18 protein-coding genes are annotated in these 20183 nt (G+C 57.3%); 10 read left to right on the forward strand and 8 right to left on the reverse strand.

From position 1 onward, the window contains the following. The first annotated feature begins 129 nt into the window (after window positions 1–129). On the forward strand, window positions 130–1734 hold the full coding sequence (locus tag ACVW0B_RS01635) for an NAD(P)H-quinone oxidoreductase subunit 4 (RefSeq protein ID WP_414357523.1): 1605 nt from the start codon (window positions 130–132) through the stop codon (window positions 1732–1734). Window positions 1735–1785: 51 nt separating this feature from the next. On the opposite strand, the gene ACVW0B_RS01640 is transcribed toward ACVW0B_RS01635, so the two are convergent. Further along, window positions 1786–2382 (reverse strand): Uma2 family endonuclease, encoded by a 597-nt coding sequence (locus ACVW0B_RS01640; RefSeq protein ID WP_414357524.1) that lies wholly within the window; start codon window positions 2380–2382, stop codon window positions 1786–1788. Window positions 2383–2447: 65 nt separating this feature from the next. Further along, complete coding sequence (locus ACVW0B_RS01645) at window positions 2448–3194, reverse strand: rhomboid family intramembrane serine protease (protein ID WP_414342387.1); 747 nt, start codon at window positions 3192–3194, stop codon at window positions 2448–2450. A gap of 207 nt (window positions 3195–3401) precedes the next feature. On the opposite strand from ACVW0B_RS01645, the gene ACVW0B_RS01650 reads away from it, so the two are divergent. Then, entirely contained in the window at window positions 3402–4076 is a 675-nt protein-coding gene (locus ACVW0B_RS01650; RefSeq protein ID WP_414408845.1) for a response regulator transcription factor, read from the forward strand. Between the two features lie 148 nt (window positions 4077–4224). Here ACVW0B_RS01650 and psb35 read toward each other — a convergent pair whose 3' ends face one another. Both psb35 and ACVW0B_RS01660 read right to left on the reverse strand, forming a co-directional pair. Beyond that, window positions 4225–4533, reverse strand: a complete 309-nt coding sequence (psb35, locus tag ACVW0B_RS01655; protein ID WP_457466180.1) for a photosystem II assembly protein Psb35 — start codon at window positions 4531–4533, stop codon at window positions 4225–4227. Window positions 4534–4670: 137 nt separating this feature from the next. Continuing rightward, a complete protein-coding gene (locus tag ACVW0B_RS01660) occupies window positions 4671–4889 on the reverse strand; it encodes a hypothetical protein (RefSeq protein ID WP_011433585.1) in 219 nt (72 codons plus the stop codon). Window positions 4890–5073: 184 nt separating this feature from the next. On the opposite strand from ACVW0B_RS01660, the gene ACVW0B_RS01665 reads away from it, so the two are divergent. The 4 genes from ACVW0B_RS01665 to radC are packed head-to-tail and all read left to right on the forward strand — an operon-like array spanning window position 5074 to window position 9910. After that, window positions 5074–6351, forward strand: a complete 1278-nt coding sequence (locus ACVW0B_RS01665) for a cysteine desulfurase (protein ID WP_457490785.1) — start codon at window positions 5074–5076, stop codon at window positions 6349–6351. A gap of 38 nt (window positions 6352–6389) precedes the next feature. Then, complete coding sequence (locus ACVW0B_RS01670; RefSeq protein ID WP_457490786.1) at window positions 6390–7451, forward strand: CIA30 family protein; 1062 nt, start codon at window positions 6390–6392, stop codon at window positions 7449–7451. Next, window positions 7444–9171: an ArnT family glycosyltransferase gene (locus tag ACVW0B_RS01675; protein ID WP_457490787.1), complete on the forward strand. Its 1728-nt coding sequence runs from the start codon at window positions 7444–7446 to the stop codon at window positions 9169–9171. Before ACVW0B_RS01670 ends, ACVW0B_RS01675 begins: the two co-directional genes overlap by 8 nt. Before the next feature lie 7 nt (window positions 9172–9178). Next, window positions 9179–9910 (forward strand): RadC family protein, encoded by a 732-nt coding sequence (radC, locus tag ACVW0B_RS01680; RefSeq protein ID WP_457490788.1) that lies wholly within the window; start codon window positions 9179–9181, stop codon window positions 9908–9910. 125 nt (window positions 9911–10035) lie between these two features. Here radC and fmt read toward each other — a convergent pair whose 3' ends face one another. The 3 genes from fmt to ACVW0B_RS01695 form a co-directional block, all read right to left on the reverse strand. Continuing rightward, complete coding sequence (gene fmt, locus ACVW0B_RS01685) at window positions 10036–11004, reverse strand: methionyl-tRNA formyltransferase (protein ID WP_457490789.1); 969 nt, start codon at window positions 11002–11004, stop codon at window positions 10036–10038. An 80-nt stretch (window positions 11005–11084) separates the two neighbouring features. Beyond that, a complete protein-coding gene (locus ACVW0B_RS01690) occupies window positions 11085–11807 on the reverse strand; it encodes a hypothetical protein (protein WP_457490790.1) in 723 nt (240 codons plus the stop codon). A gap of 160 nt (window positions 11808–11967) precedes the next feature. Continuing rightward, complete coding sequence (locus ACVW0B_RS01695; RefSeq protein WP_457490791.1) at window positions 11968–13692, reverse strand: electron transfer flavoprotein; 1725 nt, start codon at window positions 13690–13692, stop codon at window positions 11968–11970. A 92-nt stretch (window positions 13693–13784) separates the two neighbouring features. Here ACVW0B_RS01695 and ACVW0B_RS01700 point away from each other — a divergent pair, with 92 nt between their 5' ends. From ACVW0B_RS01700 to ACVW0B_RS01710, 3 genes are all read left to right on the forward strand, one after another. Then, a complete protein-coding gene (locus ACVW0B_RS01700; protein WP_457490792.1) occupies window positions 13785–14936 on the forward strand; it encodes an anhydro-N-acetylmuramic acid kinase in 1152 nt (383 codons plus the stop codon). Between the two features lie 181 nt (window positions 14937–15117). Beyond that, window positions 15118–16566, forward strand: a complete 1449-nt coding sequence (locus tag ACVW0B_RS01705) for a DUF2079 domain-containing protein (RefSeq protein ID WP_457490793.1) — start codon at window positions 15118–15120, stop codon at window positions 16564–16566. A 269-nt stretch (window positions 16567–16835) separates the two neighbouring features. Next, window positions 16836–17006 carry a hypothetical protein gene (locus tag ACVW0B_RS01710; RefSeq protein ID WP_414343072.1) on the forward strand — a complete coding sequence of 57 codons (171 nt, stop codon included), beginning with the start codon at window positions 16836–16838 and terminating at the stop codon, window positions 17004–17006. Here ACVW0B_RS01710 and ACVW0B_RS01715 read toward each other — a convergent pair. Then, on the reverse strand, window positions 16978–18171 hold the full coding sequence (locus tag ACVW0B_RS01715) for an RNA-guided endonuclease InsQ/TnpB family protein (RefSeq protein ID WP_457439514.1): 1194 nt from the start codon (window positions 18169–18171) through the stop codon (window positions 16978–16980). The genes ACVW0B_RS01710 and ACVW0B_RS01715 overlap by 29 nt on opposite strands. 80 nt (window positions 18172–18251) lie before the next feature. Between ACVW0B_RS01715 and ACVW0B_RS01720 the strand changes: the two genes are divergently transcribed. After that, on the forward strand, window positions 18252–20132 hold the full coding sequence (locus ACVW0B_RS01720; RefSeq protein WP_457490797.1) for a PhoX family protein: 1881 nt from the start codon (window positions 18252–18254) through the stop codon (window positions 20130–20132). The last annotated feature ends 51 nt before the right edge of the window (window positions 20133–20183 follow it).

Here is a 20183-nt window from a genome sequence, read left to right on the forward strand (position 1 = left end):
AGAGGGAGCCTTAAGATAATCCTGTAGATTTGCTAAGCATAGATACTCAAGGGCGATTCTGGTAAAGGGCTGTCGGATTGCAGCCGGCGGGGATCCCCCTGATGGTATGGCACAAGCGAGGTTACATCCATGGCGCTGCCTAGCTTGCACGAGTTTCCTTGGCTGACCACGGTCATCGCTTACCCTGTGTTGGCCGCCCTATTTATTCCCCTGATCCCAGCACCGGCTGGGGATCCCAGTACCCGCGCCTACGCACAAAAGTTGGCCGAGCGGATCCGCTGGTTTGCTTTGTTCATTGCGGTCACGGATCTGCTGATTCTGCTGGCCGGCTTCTATGTCGGCTACGATCCCGGCCAGACAGGTTTGCAACTGCTGGAGCGCTACACCTGGGTACCCCAAGTGGGCTTGAGTTGGTCGGTGGGGGCTGATGGCCTCTCCATGCCCCTGATCCTGCTCACGGCGTTTATCACTACCCTAGCCATCTTGGCCGCTTGGCCGGTCACCCTCAAACCTCGCCTCTTCTACTTTTTGATGCTGGCCATGTATGGCGGGCAGATCGGGGTGTTTGCCGTGCAGGATATGTTGCTGTTTTTCCTGATGTGGGAATTGGAGCTGATCCCGGTGTACTTGCTCCTCTCCATTTGGGGGGGATACAACCGCCTGTATGCGGCCACCAAGTTCATCCTCTACACGGCTCTCAGCTCCCTGTTTATCCTGGTGGCAGGTCTGGCTATGGCCTTCTACGGGGATCCCATCAGCTTTGACATGACGGATCTGGCCCACAAGACCTATCCACTCACCTTCCAACTGCTGATGTATGGGGCCTTCCTCATTGCCTATGGGGTGAAGCTGCCCATTTTCCCCTTGCACACTTGGCTGCCCGATGCCCACGGCGAGGCCACTGCGCCGGTGCACATGTTGCTGGCCGGGATCCTGCTCAAGATGGGGGGCTATGCCCTGATGCGCATGAATGCGGGCATGCTGCCGGATGCTCATCTTTACTTTGCGCCAGTGCTGATCGTGTTGGGGGTGGTGAACATCATCTTTGCCGCCCTCACCTCTTTTGCCCAGCGCAACCTGAAACGGAAGATCGCCTACTCTTCCATCAGCCACATGGGCTTCGTGCTCATCGGTATCGGATCCCTGACGGAGATCGGCATGAGCGGCGCCATGCTGCAGATGATCTCCCACGGGCTGATCGGGGCCAGCCTGTTCTTTTTGGTGGGGGCTACCTACGACCGCACCCATACGCTGGAGCTGGAGGAAATGGGCGGCGTTGGCCTGAAGATGCCCAAGATCTTCTCCATGTTCACCGCCTGCTCCCTGGCTTCGCTAGCCCTACCCGGCATGAGCGGCTTTGTGGCCGAGATCATGGTGTTTATCGGCATGGCCACCACCGATGCCTACTCTCTCCCCTTCCGGTTGGTGGTGGTTTTCCTGGCAGCAGTTGGGGTGATCCTGACCCCCATCTACCTGCTGTCGATGTTGCGGCAGATTTTCTTTGGCCCAGAGAACAAAGAGCTCACCGAACACGAAGAATTGGTAGATGCTGAGCCACGCGAGGTGTTCATCATCGCCTGCCTGTTGATCCCCATCATCGGCATTGGCCTCTATCCCAAGCTGGTGACCAGCCTCTACGACCAATCCACCAACGCCTTGGTGGCGCTGCTGCGGCAGGAACTGCCCCAAACTGGTGAGACGGTTGCCCAAGCTCCTGCCCTCTACAACAACTGAATGTTGAATTTGAATTGAGAATTGAGGGATGGAAGGAGATCCACTCTTTTTCTATCCCGCATTGGACTTGTGGCTCTCGCCAGCTTGAACTTGCATCCAGCCGAACAAAGTTGCGATTGTCAGTTGGATCCCTGAGGCGAAGGCGGGAGCGGGGATCACCTCTTGGGGATCCTCATGTACTGTCGGCTGCTGCCCGGCAGGGTAGGCGAAAACAACCCTTTCTTCGGGAGCCACGATCCACCCCATTTGGCAGCCGTGATCCAGGCCGATCAAGATTTTTTTGACCAGCTTCATTGGATTTTGATCGGGAGAGAGAATCTCGATCATCCAATCAGGGCAAAAGGGGATGAGATTTTGAATGGTGCCATCTTCATCTACAGGGATCCGATCCCAGGGGATCACAGAAATATCGGGCACAATCGCGTATCCGGCGAAGGTGCAGCGCAGCTCTGGAAATGCCATTCCCAGTTGAGAAGGCTCCAACATCTCGTTAATGAAGCTACCCAGTTTTAGTTGGAGACGGCTATGTTTTCCCTGTGGCATGGGCTTCTGGATAATTTCTCCTTTGATGAACTCGCTGGCGGGCTGAGTTTCCGGCTGTTGTAGAAAGTCTTCCAGAGTTAGAGGCTTGGCAGATAGACTGACCATGGCTTTCTCCCATCACGCTGCTATCCGATTAACAATAGACTGAGAAAGTATCAAAGCTGATCAAATCAAAACAGATCCCTGTCACGTTGTTGCCAAGTCATTTGGCGGTCATAAGGGCTTTTGCCGGAAAACAACCCCATCAGCGGCCCCAAAATGGCCCCAAACACAAAACCGCCCGCATGGGCCCAATAGGCAATCCCCCCACCCTGCATACCGATGTTGGTAGGCGTCTGTAGGCTGGCAATGCCGTAGAAGGCTTGCTGGATGAACCAAAAGCCCAGGAACACCCAAGCCGGAACGTAGAGGGTTGTGATAAAAATACCCAAGGGCACCAGGGTCAGAATCTCGGCCCGTGGAAAACGCAAAATATAGGCTCCCAATACGCCAGCAATAGCGCCGCTTGCCCCCAGTGAAGGAATGGGGGATCCCATATCGAAAAACCACTGCGTTAGCGCAGCCAAAGCTCCACAAGTCAGGTAGAAGATGAGGTAACGCACATGGCCCAAGCGATCCTCAACGTTGTTGCCGAAAACCCACAAAAAAAGCATGTTCCCGCCAATGTGGAGAAAGCCCCCATGCAGAAATTGTGAGGTGAATAGGGTTACCCATTCTGGACGCGACGAAGAGGTGATCTCCCCTCGAAAACTGGCCGTCAACTCTATCGGTACCACTGCCCACTCCCGGAAAAAAGCTGCCAGCTCTTGTGGCGACAGGGTTAGCTGGTACAGAAAAATTAAGATGTTAACGATCACCAGGGCATAAGTGACATAGGCTGTGCGGGTGGTTGGGTTGCGATCTTGCAGGGGTACCACAGTTCAGATCCGGTTGACGTCACCCTCTAGCCTAACCTGTCCTTTCCCACCCCCCCAGGCTCACCTCTAAGCCCCTACCTGAGGCTACACTGGGGTAGTCGGCTGGGAGCTATGCATGCAGACGGATCCCTTGCCGACGAACGCATCTCGGCCAAGCTCGCTCGGCAGAGAATGGACTACAAGATAAGGATTTAGAGGAGTGGATTGATGCCCGAGGTTGAAAGCCCCACTGCCCCGCTCAAGTTTTTGATCGTCGAAGATCATCCAGAGGTGGCTCAAAACAACTGTGAGTGGCTGCAACGCATTGCAGCCGATGCTCAATGTATTACGGTCACCAATCCCATGGACGCCATCCTGCGCCTGCAGCGGGAACAACCAGACTTGGTTGTAGCCGATCTGCTCTATGGTCAAACCAGCGGAGAGCAGTCTGCCGAGCCTGGCCTAGAGTTCCTGCGCCATATCTTTGAGAACTACCCCACCTTGAATGTGATGGCCTATTCCAGCGAGCCGCTGCTGCTCACTCCATTGGTGGGCCTGATCAGCAAACACCAGGGTGGGTTTGCCGCGGTCAACAAAATGGAACGGCGCACCGTGTTTTTGGAGGGGGCCAAAAGTGCCCTCAATGGAGAATTGCGCATGCCGCGGGAGTTGCGCGGTCTTACGAAGCTGACGGAACGAGAAATTGAGGTCTTGAATTTGCTCTGCAAAGAAGCCCTCACCGACCAAGCCATTGCCGATCGCATTCACACCAGCAAGAAGACCGTACAAAACTGTATCCAGAGGCTCAAAGAAAAGTTGGATATTTTCGGCTCTGAGGATGAGATCAACGCCCGCGTTGCCATGTGCATGACAGCTGTTCAGAAAAAGATTATCCAGTGGTAAAGGCTGAAGGCCAGCAGTGACTTGCATCTGCGGCCAGCTCCAGCTTGGGGTACTGGCAAAGGCTTAGTCAAAGCCAGAAGAAGAGAGGCGGAGCTCTCCGGCTGCCATTTTCCAATTCTTCCAGCCATCAGACAGCTTTCAACTGGGATCAGCGGATCCCCAGTGCAGAGGCAAACACGCTGTGGCCCACTATGGCCTCTACCAAAACACTGATGGCAAACCCCAGCATGGCCAGCCGTCCGTTCCATCGCTCGGCCTTCTCCGTCCAGCCAATCTCCCACTCCGGCGGGGTATCGCCGTCTTGACCGTACTGCGGCACGTACCGCGGGCGACCGGCGCCTTCCCAGCCAGCAGGGCGCTTGGAGTTGAAGAAAGCCATCGAGCCAATCACAACAGCGGCCACCAGCCCGGCCACCATGACGGCAATGTAGGGGAGGAAGGGATTGTCAAGCATCATCGGACTGTCGAGATAGGGATTGAAGGGTGAAAAAGCTCCCAAAAAGGGTAGAGCTGTAACATCTCAAAGCCGAAGAGAAAGTCTGTGAGATGTCCAATGTGGCTCTACCGAAAAGTTCTTCGACAAATTATTGCAGGTTATTGCAGACCTAGCCACTGGGCGAGAGTGCTGGCAAAAACACTGTGGCCCAGCACCGCTTCTGTAGCAATGCTGATCACCAAGCCCAACATGGCCAAGCGTCCATTCCAACGCTCCGCTTGCTCTGTCCAGCCTGGGATCCAGTCGTTGGTGGTGTCGTAGTACTGGGCAACAGAAGCGGAGTCCAAGCGAGAAGGGATCCTGGGAGAAGATTGCATTGTCAATACCTCATATCGATTGCTGTAACTAATCTTAACATCAGGTTACATTTTGTGACAAGTTTCGCTTTCAGGTCAGGGCGGAAGGGATCCCTGGCCGTTGCAACGGTTTGGGCAGAGGGGTTGGCCGAGGGCTGGCCGGAAGCGATGTCATACTGAGGGAAGCAGGCCTTTTGCGCAGACTATGGCGGTATCCCCCCTTTCTTCTTTCAAGCTTGATCATTCTTTCGACCTGGCTGCCCAGGTGCGGTCAGATTTTCCGATTTTGCAGCGCCAGGTCAACGGCCACCCGCTAATCTACTTTGACAACGCTGCCACTTCTCAAAAGCCACTGGCGGTTATGCAGGCGATGGATCATTACTATCGACACTGCAACGCCAACGTGCATCGTGGGGTGCATACGCTGAGCAACGAAGCCACAGATGCCTATGAGGGGGCGCGGGAAAAGATCGCTCGGTTTGTGAACGCGCCTTCTCCTCAGGAGATCATCTACACCCGCAATGCCAGCGAAGCCATCAATCTGGTGGCCTACAGTTGGGGCTTGAGCCATCTGGAGCGGGGGGATGAGATCGTCCTCTCGGTGATGGAGCACCACAGCAACCTAATCCCGTGGCAATGGGTGGCCCAGAAGACGGGAGCCCACCTCAAGTTCATCCAGATCACGCCAGAGGGAGAGTTGGATCTGGAGCACTACCAATCTTTGCTCAGCGACCGCACCCGCTTGGTGGCGGTAACCCAGGTCTCCAACATGCTGGGATCCATCAATCCCGTCCAGGAGATGACTGAGCTGGCCCATCGCTACGGAGCCAAGGTTTTGCTGGATGCCTGCCAGAGCGTGCCCCACATGCCTGTGGATGTCCAGGCGCTGGATTGCGATTGGTTGGCCTTTTCGGGGCACAAGATGTGTGGCCCAACGGGGATTGGCGTCCTCTACGGCAGGCGGGAGCTGCTGCGAGCGATGCCCCCTTTTTTGGGTGGGGGAGAGATGATCGCCGATGTGTACTGGGATCACGCCACCTATGCGGATATCCCCCACAAATTTGAGGCTGGTACGCCGGCGATTGCCCAGGCGGTGGGGCTGGGGGCAGCCGTAGATTACTTGAGCCAGATCGGTCTGGAGCGGGTTCATGCCCATGAACAAAGGTTGATTACCCACCTGTTGGACGGGATCCAGCGCATAGCGGGTATTACGGTTTATGGCCCCAAGGATCCGGCGCGACGGGCAGGGCTGGTTAGCTTTTCGGTGGAGGCCGTCCATCCCCATGACCTGTCTACTTTGCTGGATGAGCAAGGCATTGCCGTTCGAGCGGGGCACCACTGCACTCAACCCCTCCATCGCTATTTGGGAGTACAATCCACTGCCCGAGCCAGTGTTTACCTGTACAACACGTTGGCGGAGGTGGATCGCTTTTTAGACGTGTTGGCAGAAGCGGTGGAGTTCTTCGGCGCTGCCCTAAGCTAGGGATCCGGGATAGACCTCTGAAGAGATGAGGTAGACTCATGCCTTGGGATCTGGGGCGGTTCTGGAACACGCTCACCTACTATGAGGCCCTGCCTTTGGCGGAGGTGTGGCGTCGGGTTCAAAATGGGTTCCAGGCCGTGGAGGATGATTTTGTGCCACCTTCTCTTTCCGAGCCGGTCGCTATCCAGATAGGGGTGGTGGGGGAAGGTTTGCCTGACGGGTTGGCGGAGGCCCTGCGGCAGCAGGGCGTGGAGGTGAGCCATACGCCAGATTGGGCGACAGCAACCGTGATCCTAGGTTTGGGGGATCCACCAACGGCCAAGGCTTATCTGGAGCAATTGCGCAGCAGTGGGCAAACGGAGCGGATGCTGTTCGACTTTCGCCGGCCCAACCCGGATTTGCATCGGTTTTGGGGCATTTTGGACGATGTGGTGATGGGCGGGGCGAGCCAAAGCCAACTGCTCTGGGGAAAGGAGGAGCTGCTGTTCGCAGGCCAGGTTTCCACGGCCAACTTTGGGGGGTTTGTTTCCACGCGCACCCGCAATTGGCAGCCGCCGCTGGACTTGTCGGGGTTTGCCGGTCTGGAGCTGCGCCTGCGAGGGGATGGGCAGCGGTATAAGATATTACTGAGGGATGAAAGCGGCTGGGACAGCCCCGCCTACGGCTATGCGTTCGACACTGCGCCGGGAGAAGAGCAGACCGTTCAGATCCCCTTTGCGGAGATGGTTGCCACGTTCCGCGCCCGCCGGGTTTCTGCTCCCCCTCTCAATAGTCGCCAGATCTACTCGCTGCAACTGATGCTAAGCAAGTTCGAGGCCGATGGCAGCCCAAACCCCCGCTTCCGGCCTGGGCCCTTTCAGCTGGCCGTGCGCTGGATCGGGCTGTATCGCCGGGAGGGGCTGCCGCAATTGATCGGGGTGGCGCGGGGATCCCTTGCCCCGGAGTGGATAGCTGCCCTGCAGGGTAGCTCCAGCCGTTGGTGTGGGGTGGAGATTCCGGTAGAGACAGAGGGATCCGCTCTGGCAGCCCAGTTGCTCCGCCTCCTGCGCTCGCCTCAGAGCGTGGGCCGGGTGGTGTCTTCAGAAGCTTTCCATGCCTAGCTTTCTGGGCCGCCTCAAGGGATCCCTGGGGATGGGGCTTTTGGCCGGCCTGTGGCTGTGGGTAGGTCAGGGGATCCCCTACCTGTTCGACTGGGATGAGCTGATCTACGCCAGCTTGGCGCGGCAGATGCTGGCCAGCGGGGATCCGCTCTCGTTGGCGATCAACGGGGAGCCCTTTTTTGAAAAGCCGCCCCTGTTTTTTTGGCTGCAGGCCCTGTCCATGGCTGTTTTGGGGATGAACGAATGGGCGGCGCGGTTGCCCAATGCCTGGGTGGGCGGGATCACAGTGGCGCTATTGGTGGGGTGGGGATCCCATCTGCGTGGGGTGGGGTTTGGCTGCCTGTGGGGGATCCTACTGCTGACGGGCTACCTGCCCTTGTTTTTTTACAAAACCGGCCTCATCGACCCGCTGTTGAATCTGGGGATGGGGGTGGGTCTGGGATCCCTTTGGGCCGCCGAGGAGGCCTGGCGGGCCGGGTACTCTGGACGCAGGTGGAGAGCGGTGGGGGCGCTGGCTCTGGGCTTGGCGGTGTTGGCCAAAGGGCCGGTGGGGCTGGTGTTGCCCCTGGCTATCTGGATCCTCTACAAGCTCTGGCAACGGGATCCTCCCCTTCGATGGGGGGAGAGCCTGGTTTTCCTCAGCCTAGCTGTGGCTGTTCCCCTCACTTGGCTGGCGCTGGAAGGGGTGCAACGGGGGCCAGAATGGGTGGAAGAGTTTGGGCGCTACCAATGGCGCATCCTCACCAGCTCAGATGGGCATCCCGGCCCGGTTTATTTTCATCTGTTGGCCTTTGCCCTAGGGTGCTTTCCCTGGGGCGCTCTGGCCTTGGCCGGGATCCTGCAGACGATCCCCAGGAGTATGGGCTTGGTGGATTTGACTCGGCGGGCAGAACATCTGCTGTTGGTGGCTTTTGGGGTGGTGCTGGCCTTGTTTTCGCTGCTGGTGCAAACCAAGCTGGTACACTACACCTCGCTGCTGTATCCCATTGGGGCCTACTTTGCTGCCCTGCGCTTGCAGCGCCTGGTTGCTGAGAAAAGAGGGCCCAGTTTTTGGGAAAGTGCCTGGATCCTGCTCAGTGGCTTGTTTTGGCTGGCCCTGTGGCTGGTGCTGCCTTGGCTGGGATCCCAGGACCCCGCTGGGCTAGTCCAAGCATGGGTCTTTGCCGGCATCCCTGACGACTTTTCCAGCAGCTTGGTGCTGGGATACCTGCAGGCTGAGGTGGAGTGGCCGGTGTTGACCTACGTCCCCGCCGCGATCCTGCTGCTGGGAATTCTCCTTTGGAGTCGAGGACGGCGGCGGGCTTGGGGCTGGACAGTTTTGCTCTTGGCCACGGGACTGAGCGCCCAACTGGCCTGGTGCTGGGTCTTCCCCCGCCTGCTGCAACACACCCAGGGAGGAGCCGTCCACTTTTTCCGGCAGTTTGCCACTTCCGAAAACAATGCCCAGCCGGCTCTCTCTGGAACGGTGGGCCTGTACGGCTTTCGCTCTTTTGTACCCTATTTTTATGGCCCGCTGCAGGTTCCCTACGCCGCCAGCCCAGAAGAGCTGGCCGACTGGCAAGCCCAGGGGCAGGCGCCCGACTACCTGGTTACCTGGGATCCCTTTGTAGCTGAACTTACAGCTCCCGAGGGCGAACAGGCAGCCATTCTGGGATCTTGGCGGGTCGTCGAGCGCCGCAGTCCCTTTTGGCTGTTGAAAAAAACCTCTTCTCCTCCCTAGGCCCCAGATGAGCCAGTACGTGCTGCGCATCAGCGATATTCCTGCCCAAGATCGTCCCCGCGAGCGGCTGCTCAGCCAAGGGGCAAGGCATCTCTCCCACGCCGAGCTGCTGGCCATCTTGCTCAACACTGGCCAGGGGCCAGGCAAGCTCTCGGCAGTCGGCCTCGCCCAGTTGCTCCTGAAAAAATTGGAAACCCAAGGGGATCCCTTGGCCCAGTTGCGCCAGGTGGAAGCCGGAGAGCTGATCCAGATCGAAGGCATTGGCCCGGCCAAGGCAGCCACAGTGTTGGCCGCCATCGAGCTGGGACGACGGGTGTTTTTGAGTCGTCCGCCAGACCGGACAGCCATTGAGTCGCCAGAACAAGCGGCTATGGCTCTGAGTGGTGACTTGATGTGGGAATCTCAAGAGCACTTTGCCGTCTTGCACTTGGATGTCAAGCACCGTCTGCTCAGCCAGCAGATTGTAACCCGGGGCACCGCCACCGAAACCCTGTCTCATCCGCGGGAGACTTTCCGCAGCGCCATCAAACAGGGGGCCAGTCGCATCCTGGTGGCCCACAACCACCCTTCCGGCAGCTTGGATCCCAGCCCAGAAGATCTTGCCCTTACCCGGCAACTCTTGCAGGCGGGGCAGCTGCTGCAGATCCCGGTTTTGGATCACCTTATCCTCGGCGGCGGACAGTTCCTCAGCTTGCGCCAACGCACCACCCTTTGGCAGGAGTTTCCCCAGCCGGAGTAAGCCTCACCCTCTCCCAGAGGGAGAGGGGAGTAATGCAACGGAAATGTTTCATTCATTACTGTATTCGCCACCATTTATTCGCCACCATTTGGGTTGACCACGCCCAAGGGATCCCTGTATGGCTCTCAAGCATCCGGGAGTGGCTCAAAACGCATCCCCACCTTGAGCTGGCCGCCATTGACCAAGTCCCAAGCCGATTGTTCTTTTCTGCCGGGCAGCTGCGCCCGCCGGATCAATAGGGATCCCTCTCCGGTGGCTGCATAGACTCCTTCTCCCCTGGCCAATCCCACCACCTCGCCAGGGCTGCCTTGGGGGAGATCGCCAGGGGGTGGGTGCAACTGAGGAGAGGCAGAGCGGACAATTTTGATCCGCTGCCCCCTCAAACTGGTGAAACAGTCGGGAGAAAAGGCGCGGATTTGGTTGTGCAAGGCCTGGGCAGGGCGCTGCCAGTCGAGGTGAAAGTCTTGTTTTTTGAGCAAAGGGGCGTAGGTTGCCCGGGATCCATCCTGAGGAATAGGGGTGAGTTCCCCTTTCTCCAATTTCAAGAGCGTTTCCACCAAGAGTTCTGCCCCCAGTTGAGCCAGTTGGGGTGCCAATTCTAGGCTGGTTTGCTCTGGCCCAATGGGTAGCTTGGCCTGGAGCAGGATGGCCCCCGTATCCATTCCCTCATCCATGAGCATGGTGGTTACGCCGGTCTCGGTTTCGCCGTTGGCAATAGCCCACTGGATGGGGGCAGCGCCACGATAGGCGGGCAGGAGGGATCCATGCACATTCACACAGCCCAGCTTGGGCATCTGCAACACCGTCAGGGGCAAGATCTGGCCGTAGGCCACCACCACAAACACATCGGCAGCCAGCGCCTCCAGAGCCGCCAGCACTTGGGGATCCCGCCGCAAGCGGACAGGCTGCCACACAGGGATCCCGTGGGCTTGAGCCAACACTTTGGTAGCGGGCGGGAGCACCTTTTGCCCTCGCCCCTGGGGCCGATCCGGCTGACAGACCAATCCCACCACTTCAAAGGGAGACTGCGGCTGCAACAGGATCCGCAGCGAAGGCAGGGCAAACTCTGGCGTGCCGAAAAAAACAACCCGCATGGCCAACCCCAACGAGCACTGTCCTTCAGAATACGCTCAGCCAGCGGCTGCAAACGCTCGGCTACTTACTATCTCCTCCGTCAACTGACACCCGGAGATTCAGTCTGGGAGGCAGGAGAAGGGGGTGGCGGCTCGGCAACCCTTTCCTTCTCGGCGATGGGAGAGCGCCCGGTCAAGGGCACCTGCGGGGACTGCCAAAAGGCAGGCTGTTTGAGATCGAACTCTTGGCTCCAGGCCGGGAAAAAAGAGCCCAGTTTCTGCCCAGAAAGCCGCAGCCGTTGCAAAAAAGTCCATTCCAGACGGGTCAAGGCTCGCCGCAGAAAATCCCTAGCCCAATCCGGATCCGGGGCTTCTGCCGCCTGCAAGTTCACCTGCAAGAGGCCCAGCTTGGGATGGAAATGAACCCGTGCTTGGATCCCTTCCGGACGCAACAGGTAATTGAACACCTGCTGGATGGCCACCTCATCCCCCCGCTGAGCGCGATACAGAGGGCTGTTGGGGTTGGGCTGGGGCTGGTAGCGCCACTCGCGGTGCCATTCCGGGATCCCTTCGTTGGCCAAAAAGCCAAAAAGCTCCACCTGACGTTGCCTGTGGGTCAGCGCCATGTGCTCCAATGCCGGCGAGAGGCTCCCCAGCAAAGCATCCGGCTCAGGCAAGGGATCCCCCTCTAGACGCAGCAACAGGCGGTGGCCGGAAAGCCGCGCTTGTACCTGAAGATGGCCCAACCCCAGGGATTCCAGAGCTTCTTGCAGATCGGCCAAGATAGCGGGCAGAGGAGCCTGGACATCCAAAGAATCGCTCACCGACAAAAGATCTCCAACAAGCCCTAACCCAACCTAGCCAATTTCCAAGGTTGCTTGGATCCCTGGGATCGCCAGCCAAGATGGCCAGATCCATTCACCTCAGTTGCTAGACCCCCAGGATCAGGCGAGCTGCAGCGAACTGAGTTAACCTCAGCAACGGCTACAGCCCATAGAAATCTGGCCCGGATCCCTCGTAGCTGGGGTTGACCCGCAAGTTTAAGTGGGGACAGATGATCTCGCAGGTGCGGCACTGAATGCAGTTTTCCAAAGACATGGCATGGGAGCGGATGCCATTTTGGTCGCGGATGTGGTGTACCTCGGCTGTGCAGTCGGCCACGCAGGGGGTGGGGCGATTCAGCTTGTCGTAGGTGGCGATGCACCGGCGGCAGGTTTCGGCGTCGAACTCCAGGATGTGACGGTTACCCTCGGGGTAGCGGGGATCCGCGAAAAAAACCGCATCGGGCCGCGAGAAATAGCCCGGTCGAGCGGCCAATTCCTGGGGGGCCAGGGCTGTGGGGGCCACAAAATCCGCCTGAATGGCGGCGTGGGGGGCCACATAGCCTCGCGGGGGTGGCTCGCTGGGGCTGACCCGCCCGGTGAGCAGGGTGTAGGCGCGCAGAGTTTCTCGTCCGCGGCGAACGGGATCCTGTAAACCCCAGCGCAGGGATCCCAGCCAGGGATGGCCGGCATCGACGCTGCGGCACACCTGAGGTAAGTATTCTTCCAGCAAGCGGGAGTTCTCCAGAAAAGCCTCGCGGAAATAGCGGCTGCGGTAGAGGTTTTGCCCCGCCGCACTTTCCATCACCGCCCTTTGGTAGTCGGTTTGGATGCGCAGATCCCCTTTCAAGAAGCCATCGTGAATGAGGCCCGCCGCCAGATAGCCGGTTTCCATGGCATTATCCACCCCGGCCAAGCTGCCCACATCCAACACCCCCAGCGCATCCCCCAACAGCAGGGCTCCCTCAACGCCAAACCGGGTGGGCAGGCTGTGGTAGCCCCCTTCGGGAATCACGGCAGCCCCATATTTGAGCAACCTGCCGCCAGCAATTAGGGACTGGATCCAGGGGTGAGCCTTGAACTCCTGCAGACGTTGCTGGGGGTTGAGGTTGGGGTTTTTGCTGTCGAGGCCGATGATCAGACCTAAGGCCAGGCGATTGTCTTTGAGGCCATAGACGAAGCCGCCGCTGAAGCTGCCATCCAAAACCGGGTAGCCCAAGGTATGCCACACCTGCCCCTGCAGGGACTGGGGGATCTGCCACACCTCTTTGACCCCCACCGACCACAATTGCGGGTTGGGGCGCAGTTGAAACTTCTCGATGAGATCTTTGGAAATGAAGCCTTTGTCGCCAAAGCAGGTGAGTTCGGCAAAGATGCAATCTTCGTACACTTGGCCGGAATCGCTCGCCCGCACCCCAATCACCCGCTCCCCGTCGTAGAGGATTTCATGGGCGGCAAAGCCGGGGAACACATCGAGGGTAACATTTGGGATCCCTTTGGCTTTTTCCTGCAGGGTTTCGGCCAGCCAACGGATGACGTGGCTGAGGGTGAGAATGAACTGCCCCTGCTTGCGAAATCCCGGCGGGATCACCGCTTCCGGCAGATCCCAGCGCTGTTGGGATCCCAGCACGCTCAAGTGATTGGCTTCCACCCGCCCTTCATGGGGAAATCCTTGGCTTTCAAAATCGGGGAAGAGCTTGGCGATCACCTGAGGATTGCAGATGGCGCCACTGACGATGTGACCGCCGAATTGGCGGGCTTTTTCCAAAATGGCGATGGAGATTCTTAGCCCGGATAGCTTGGCCAAATCCAAAAGGCGATGGGCCAAGATCAAGTTGGAGGAACTCCCCCCCACCAACAGAAGGTCGTAGCGGATGGCTTCACTCATCCTCTCCACGCGGTAGCTCCGGATACGCTGCCTGTATCTTAAAAAGGGGAGGGGAGAAAGAGGGCAAAACTTTAGACCTTCTCAAGCCTCTGGTGCGAGCCCCCAGCAAGATGATCGTCGTCGGCCTAATGTCGGGCACTTCGGTAGACGGGATCGATGTAGCCATCGTCCACCTGGAGGGTGACGATCCCCTACAGTGGGAGTTAATGCATTTCCAGACGATCCCCTATTCCCCAACGCTGCGGGCAGAGATTTTGCGGGCTGCGGATCCCAAAACCGGCATGGTAGATCGCATCTGCGCCTTGAACTTTCGTTTGGGCCGAGCTTTTGCCGAAGCGGCCTTGCAAGGGATCCAGGCGGCCCATCTTACCCCCCAACAGATCGATCTCATCGGCAGCCATGGCCAAACCCTTTGGCATAACCCCAGTGGGCCAGAAGCTTCGACTTTGCAAATCGGTGAAGCTGCAGTGATTGCCGAGCTGACCGGGATCCCGGTGGTGAGCAATTTTCGGGCGCGGGACATGGCGGCAGGAGGTCAAGGCGCACCTTTGGTAGCTTTTGTGGATTGGCTGCTGTTGAGGCATCCCCACCTTCATCGTGTGGCCCAAAACATCGGCGGCATTGCCAACCTCACCTATCTCCCCAGCCTCTGCAGTGGGGGATCCCCCTTGGCCTTCGACACTGGCCCCGGCAACATTTTGATCGATCTGGCGGTGATGCGGGCCAGCCAAGGACAACAAGCCTTTGATCGCGATGGAAAATGGGCTGCCCAAGGCCAAGTCCACTGGGAAAAAGTTGCAGAATGGATGCGGGATCCCTATTTTCAAAAGGCACCGCCCAAAACCACTGGTCGGGAGTATTTTGGATCCCTTTATTTGGAGCAAATTTGGACCCAATTTATATCTGCTCACGACTGTATTGCCACCCTCACAGGGTTTACGGCCTGCTCCATTGCCCAAGCCTATAGGGACTTTTTGCCCGCGACCCCAGATCAAGTTATTCTCAGCGGTGGCGGCACCCAAAACCCTGTTCTCATGCAACTGCTGCAGGAGCAACTGCCGACCACAACCCTGTTGACTTCCGACCAAGTGGGGATCCCTTCTAAGGCCAAAGAGGCCCTTGCCTTCGCGGTATTGGCCTATAAAACCTGGCAAGGTAAGACCAACAATTTACCGGAAGCAACTGGGGCAAGACATGCTGCCATCTTGGGCCAAATCACACCCTCTTGTCGTAACCAGTCCTAACTCATCTGTATCGTTATCTCCAACAAGCTTGAGCCATTCCTCATACTCCCGAGGAAAGAGAAATGTCCGGAATTGCGGCGGAGCCTCTGCCGAATCCAGATCTCGCTAGGATGTCACGCAAGGCTGAGAAAAGCGATAAAGTTACCTTGCCAAGATCTATAAATCAAAAGCCCTAGTTCTTATGAAGGATCGTCCTCTGCCTCCACTTCTGCTGGCAATCATGATTTTTAATTTCTTCATTCTCTTTGGCTGTAGTGTTGTCCGGCATCACCTGTTTCAGTCTGGAGGATATGATCTTGGCATCTTCGACCAATCCATCTATCTAATCAGTCGGGGAGAGGTTCCGTTTTCGACCATTCGAGGGATCCACATCTTGGGAGACCACGCAGCCTTTATTCTCTATCCCATCAGCTTTTTGTACCGCATTGTCCCCTCGGTCTATTGGCTGTTTGGGCTCCAATCTCTGGCGTTAACGTTGGGGGCATCGGCCATTTATCACCTTGCGCTTCAGGCCAAGATCAATCCCGGCCAAGCAATGGTGATTGCCGGGGCCTATCTTCTCTACCCGGCCATTTTTAACGCCAACCTTTTTGATTTTCATCCAGAGGTCATAGCTGTTCCTCTTTTCTTGGCGGCTGTGCTCTGCATTCGCTCTGGAAAATTGAGGGGGTTCCTTCTCTGTTTGAGCGGCATTCTTGGCTGTAAGGCGGTGTTATCTCTCAATGTTGTTGCTCTGGGAGCCTGGCTGTTGTTTTGGGAAAAAGGACGAATTCAAGAACGCTGGCAATGGCGCTGCCAAGTGGGCGGCTGGACGGCAATTGCAGCAGGATCGGCTTGGTTTGGGATAGCCACTTTTGGGGTCATTCCTCACTTCAGCGGCAGCGAGCCGGCAGCCGTTTCTCATTACGACTATCTAGGGAATTCTGTTGCGGAAATTGTTCAAGGTTTAATCTTGAGACCGATGCTGGTTTTGAGCAAAGTCTTCTCTCTGGACACCCTGTTTTATGGATTTTTATTGGTTGCGCCTTTGGCTTGGGGTCTCTCTTGGCGGCATTGGGATCCCTGGATCCCTGCCCTGCCTACCCTGGGTTTGAATATACTCTCCAGCAACCCCGCCTATCGAGATCTGGTGCATCAGTACGCTTTGCCTATCGTTCCTTTCTTGTTCTTAGCTGTCATCGAGAATGTGAAAAATCACCTCTTCCAGAGCCATTTTATAAAAGATGGAAAACTGCCCCTGATCTGGTCTTCGCTGGCCTTTTTGGCCTTGGGGAAATACACCTTTTTCGGCTCGATTTATCTCAGCTCCCTAGACACTTGGCAGGCAACCCGACAGGCTCTTGCCCAGATCACCACCCAAGGGGGCGTCCTCACCACCCACGAGATCAGCCCTCACCTCACCCAGCGACCTGTAATCTACTTTACAGACGAGGGCCGCTTCAATGGATCCCCGCCCTCTCAGTGGGATCCCTTTGATTATGTGTTGCTCAACACCCGTCATCCGGGGTGGCGCAGCAGTCCAGAGTTCTCCCGTGTCCTGATTGAAGCTTTACAGAAGGAAACTCAATTCCAGCTTCTGTACCACCAAGATGGGGTGTATTTGTTCTCTAGGTTACGAAAAGACCTCTAAGAATCGCATAAGAATCGCAATTCTAAGGACTGCAGACTACTTTATTGGCACTTGATCTAATTGACTTAAACCAAGTCTTCTTCTCGTTGCAACAAATGATTAAGAAACTTTTGTAGTGCCTATCCTCATGCGCGAATAGAGTAGCGCAGGGGTTAGGTGCTGTTTTATAAGACTCGCCAAGTTTCTAAACAAAACTTGTCAAGACAAGAGGAGAAGTCAACATGAGTATCCATTCGCATGGCCCTAAGCTTCGTCCTGGAGACGAGCCTATGTGTAACCACTCTCCCAACCCCACTTTCAGCAGCATCCTGGAGAGCCGTTTGCAGCGGCGTCAAGTGTTGCAGGGGGGAATTGCTGCAGCGGTGGCCACCTTTTTTGGCTTGCCTGCGGTAAACTACCCGGCTCCGACCGCTAAGCGGTACGGAGCGGGCTTTCAGTAGCCCTGAGCCTGTTCTGCTCTACCAGAGAACAAAACAAGCCCGGACCTCTAGGCTGGTTTACGACAGCCCCCAAGAGCGCAATCACATTCGCACCATTCAAATCCGCATCCCCTTCCCATCCACAGTGCCCACACTTGAACGACTTACCACTGCGATAGGATTGCGCAGGGTCGGGATGGATGTGCAAACACCGGTGGCAGGTCTGCGACGTGTAGGCAGGCGGCACAAGAATCAGAGAAACCCCTGCAGCCCTCGCCTTGTATTCCAGAAACTGACGTAGTTGGTAGAACGCCCAACTGTTGGTCCTACGCCGCTCGGCTTTGCTGCGTGGCTGTTGATTGACCCTTTCCCGGATCCCTGTCAGGTCTTCCAGAGCAATAGCGCTGTTGGTAGCTTTTGCCCTAGAGACAATAGCTTTGGAGATGCGATGATTGACCCACGTTTGGAAGCGTCTCTCCTTGCCAGACAGCCGTTGCAACAGTTCTCTGCATCTGCGCCGCGAACTGCGTGTGCCCTTACTGGCTTTGCGTTGGAGTACCGCCCTCAACCGGGAGTAGTGGTCTCGGACTCTGTTCAACTGCTGTCCATTCCAGTTGTCCCCCTCTGACGTATGGGCAATATCTGTCCTTCCCAAGTCCACCCCGATCACCTTGTCGGTATCTTGTTGCTTGGGTGGCTTTTTCTCTACGCAAATCTGGATGTAGTAGGAGCCATCTTTGCGCTTGATCAGCGTGGCAGCTTTTGGGTTGGAACCAGCCAGCATCCCACGCTGGTAGTTGCCAATGGCCAGTTCAAAGCGTTCTCTCCCTTCAACCGTGGTCAGCGACACCGTCCAGTCTTTCTCGCGGAATGAAAAGATACGTGCGTCGTAGGTAACGAACCTACGCTTGAACTCTTTAACCGGACGGTTGCGCTGTCTCGCCACTTTGCGAGCGCCTGCCACCCGTCTGCACACCTGCTGGGCCAAGTTACTGGACAAGCCGAATCGGGCGCGAATCTCGTAGTAGCAAAGGGATTGCAGTTTGACCGCATTGACGATCTTCTCCGGCGTGTTCTGGTTGACCCAGTTCAGTGCCTGCACAAAGGCATCCATCGTCGCGTCCAATTTGGCGGCTTGTGACGGGAACGCCTTGAGCTTACAGGATATGGTCAGGACTTGGCTCATAAGTTCATTGTACTTCATCAAAGCGCATTCCTCCCGGCACTGACCCTACGGGTACAGTGCGGGGCTCCTGCGATTTCTAGCTGAACAGTGCTTCCAAATCGGCAAAAGCCGCCAGTGGCAGTGCTTTGCTGGGCTTCAAGGCAATTCCTGTGAGCGCGGAAGACAAACTGGTGGTGCCCGAAGGCTACACTGCCCGACCGCTGCTGGCTTGGGGTACTCCCATCACCGGCACCTATCCACAGTTCAAGCTGGAAAACACCGGTGCCGAGCAGGGAATGCAGGTGGGTACCCACCACGATGGCATGCACCTCTTCCCCATCGAAGGGAAGGATCCCTGGCAGGGCAGCTCCACCGAGGGTTTGCTGGTGTTTAACCACGAGTACGTTGAGCCTCGGTTTATGCATGCTGCGGCTGTGGGCCAGAAGCTGGATTCCGACCTGTATCCCACCAATCCTGACGGCACCCGCGATCCCGATCAGGTGCTGAAAGAGCTGAATGGCCACGGGGTGAGCATTGTCCACATCAAGCAGCAGGGAGACGGCAGTTGGGAAGTGGTGCGGGATCGCCTCAACCGCCGCATCACCGGTCTTACCCTCATGGAGATCCACGGCCCGGTGCGGGGATCCGACTTTGTGAAAACCAAGTTCAGCCCCGAAGGCACGATGACCCGTGGCACCCTGAACAACTGCGCCCACGGCGTCACTCCCTGGAATACCTACCTTACTTGTGAGGAGAACTGGGCGGGCTACTTCAGCAACACCAGCAAAGGCCCCGACCAAAAGCCCAACCTGCCCCGGGAGCACAAGCGCTACGGCGTAAGCACCGAGACTTCCCGCTACGGCTGGGAGCTGGCCAGCAACAAGGCGGACGAGTTCATCCGCTTCAATGCCACCCCCACCGCTGCGGATGCCACTCAAGACTACCGCAATGAGCCCAACACTTTTGGCTGGGTGGTGGAGATCGATCCCTTTGATCCCAGCAGCACTCCCAAGAAGCGCACCGCTCTGGGCCGCTTCGCCCACGAAGGCGTGGTGTTTCAGCCGCCGGTGGAAGGCCAGCCGATTGTGGCCTATATGGGGGACGATGCCCGCTTTGGGTACATCTATAAGTACGTCTCTGCCGAGCCCTACCGCAAGGAAACGGCGGGTGGACATCTGTTGGACAATGGCACCCTGTATGTGGCCAAGTTCAACGAAGATGGCACGGGCGAGTGGCTGCCGCTGGTGTTTGGGAAAAACGGTCTAACCCCGGAAAACGGCTTCACCAGCCAAGCAGATGTGTTGGTGAATACCCGCACGGCGGCAGATTTTGTCGGTGCTACTAAAATGGACCGGCCTGAGTGGGGAGCGGTGGATCCGCAAACCCGCATGGTCTACTTCACCCTGACCAACAACAGCCGTCGGGAACAAGACCAGGTGAACGCTGCCAACCCCCGTCCCAAAAACAAGTGGGGTCACATCATCCGTTGGAAGGAAGCCAACGACCGGCCTCAAGCCACCCGTTTCGAGTGGGATCTCTTTGTCTTGGCCGGGCCGCCTGAAGATAGCCGCACCCTATCAGGTCAACCCCTCAATGCAGACAACATCTTCAACTCTCCCGATGGGCTGTGGTTCGATGCCAGCCGTCGCCTCTGGATCCAGACCGACACCAGCGACAGCAATCTCAACAAAGAGGAGTTTGCGCCTTTTGGCAACAACCAAATGTTGGCTGCCGATCCGGATACAGGGGAAATTCGCCGCTTTTTAACCGGGCCGATTGGGCAAGAGATCACCGGTGTGGTCACCACTCCCGATCAGCGCACCATGTTCATCAACGTGCAACATCCGGGAGCCACAACCAGCGAGGACGACTTTGCCGCCGGCAAGGTCAATTCCCGCTGGCCAGACTACGACCCCAATCTCTACCCCCGCTCGGCGGTGGTGGTGATCACCAAAAATGACGGCGGGATCATCGGTACCTAGTTGTCTCTGAGGCCGTCAGCCCATAAAACCCAGCGGCAGGGATCCTTCATC

The organism is Thermostichus sp. MS-CIW-23 (assembly GCF_054059455.1).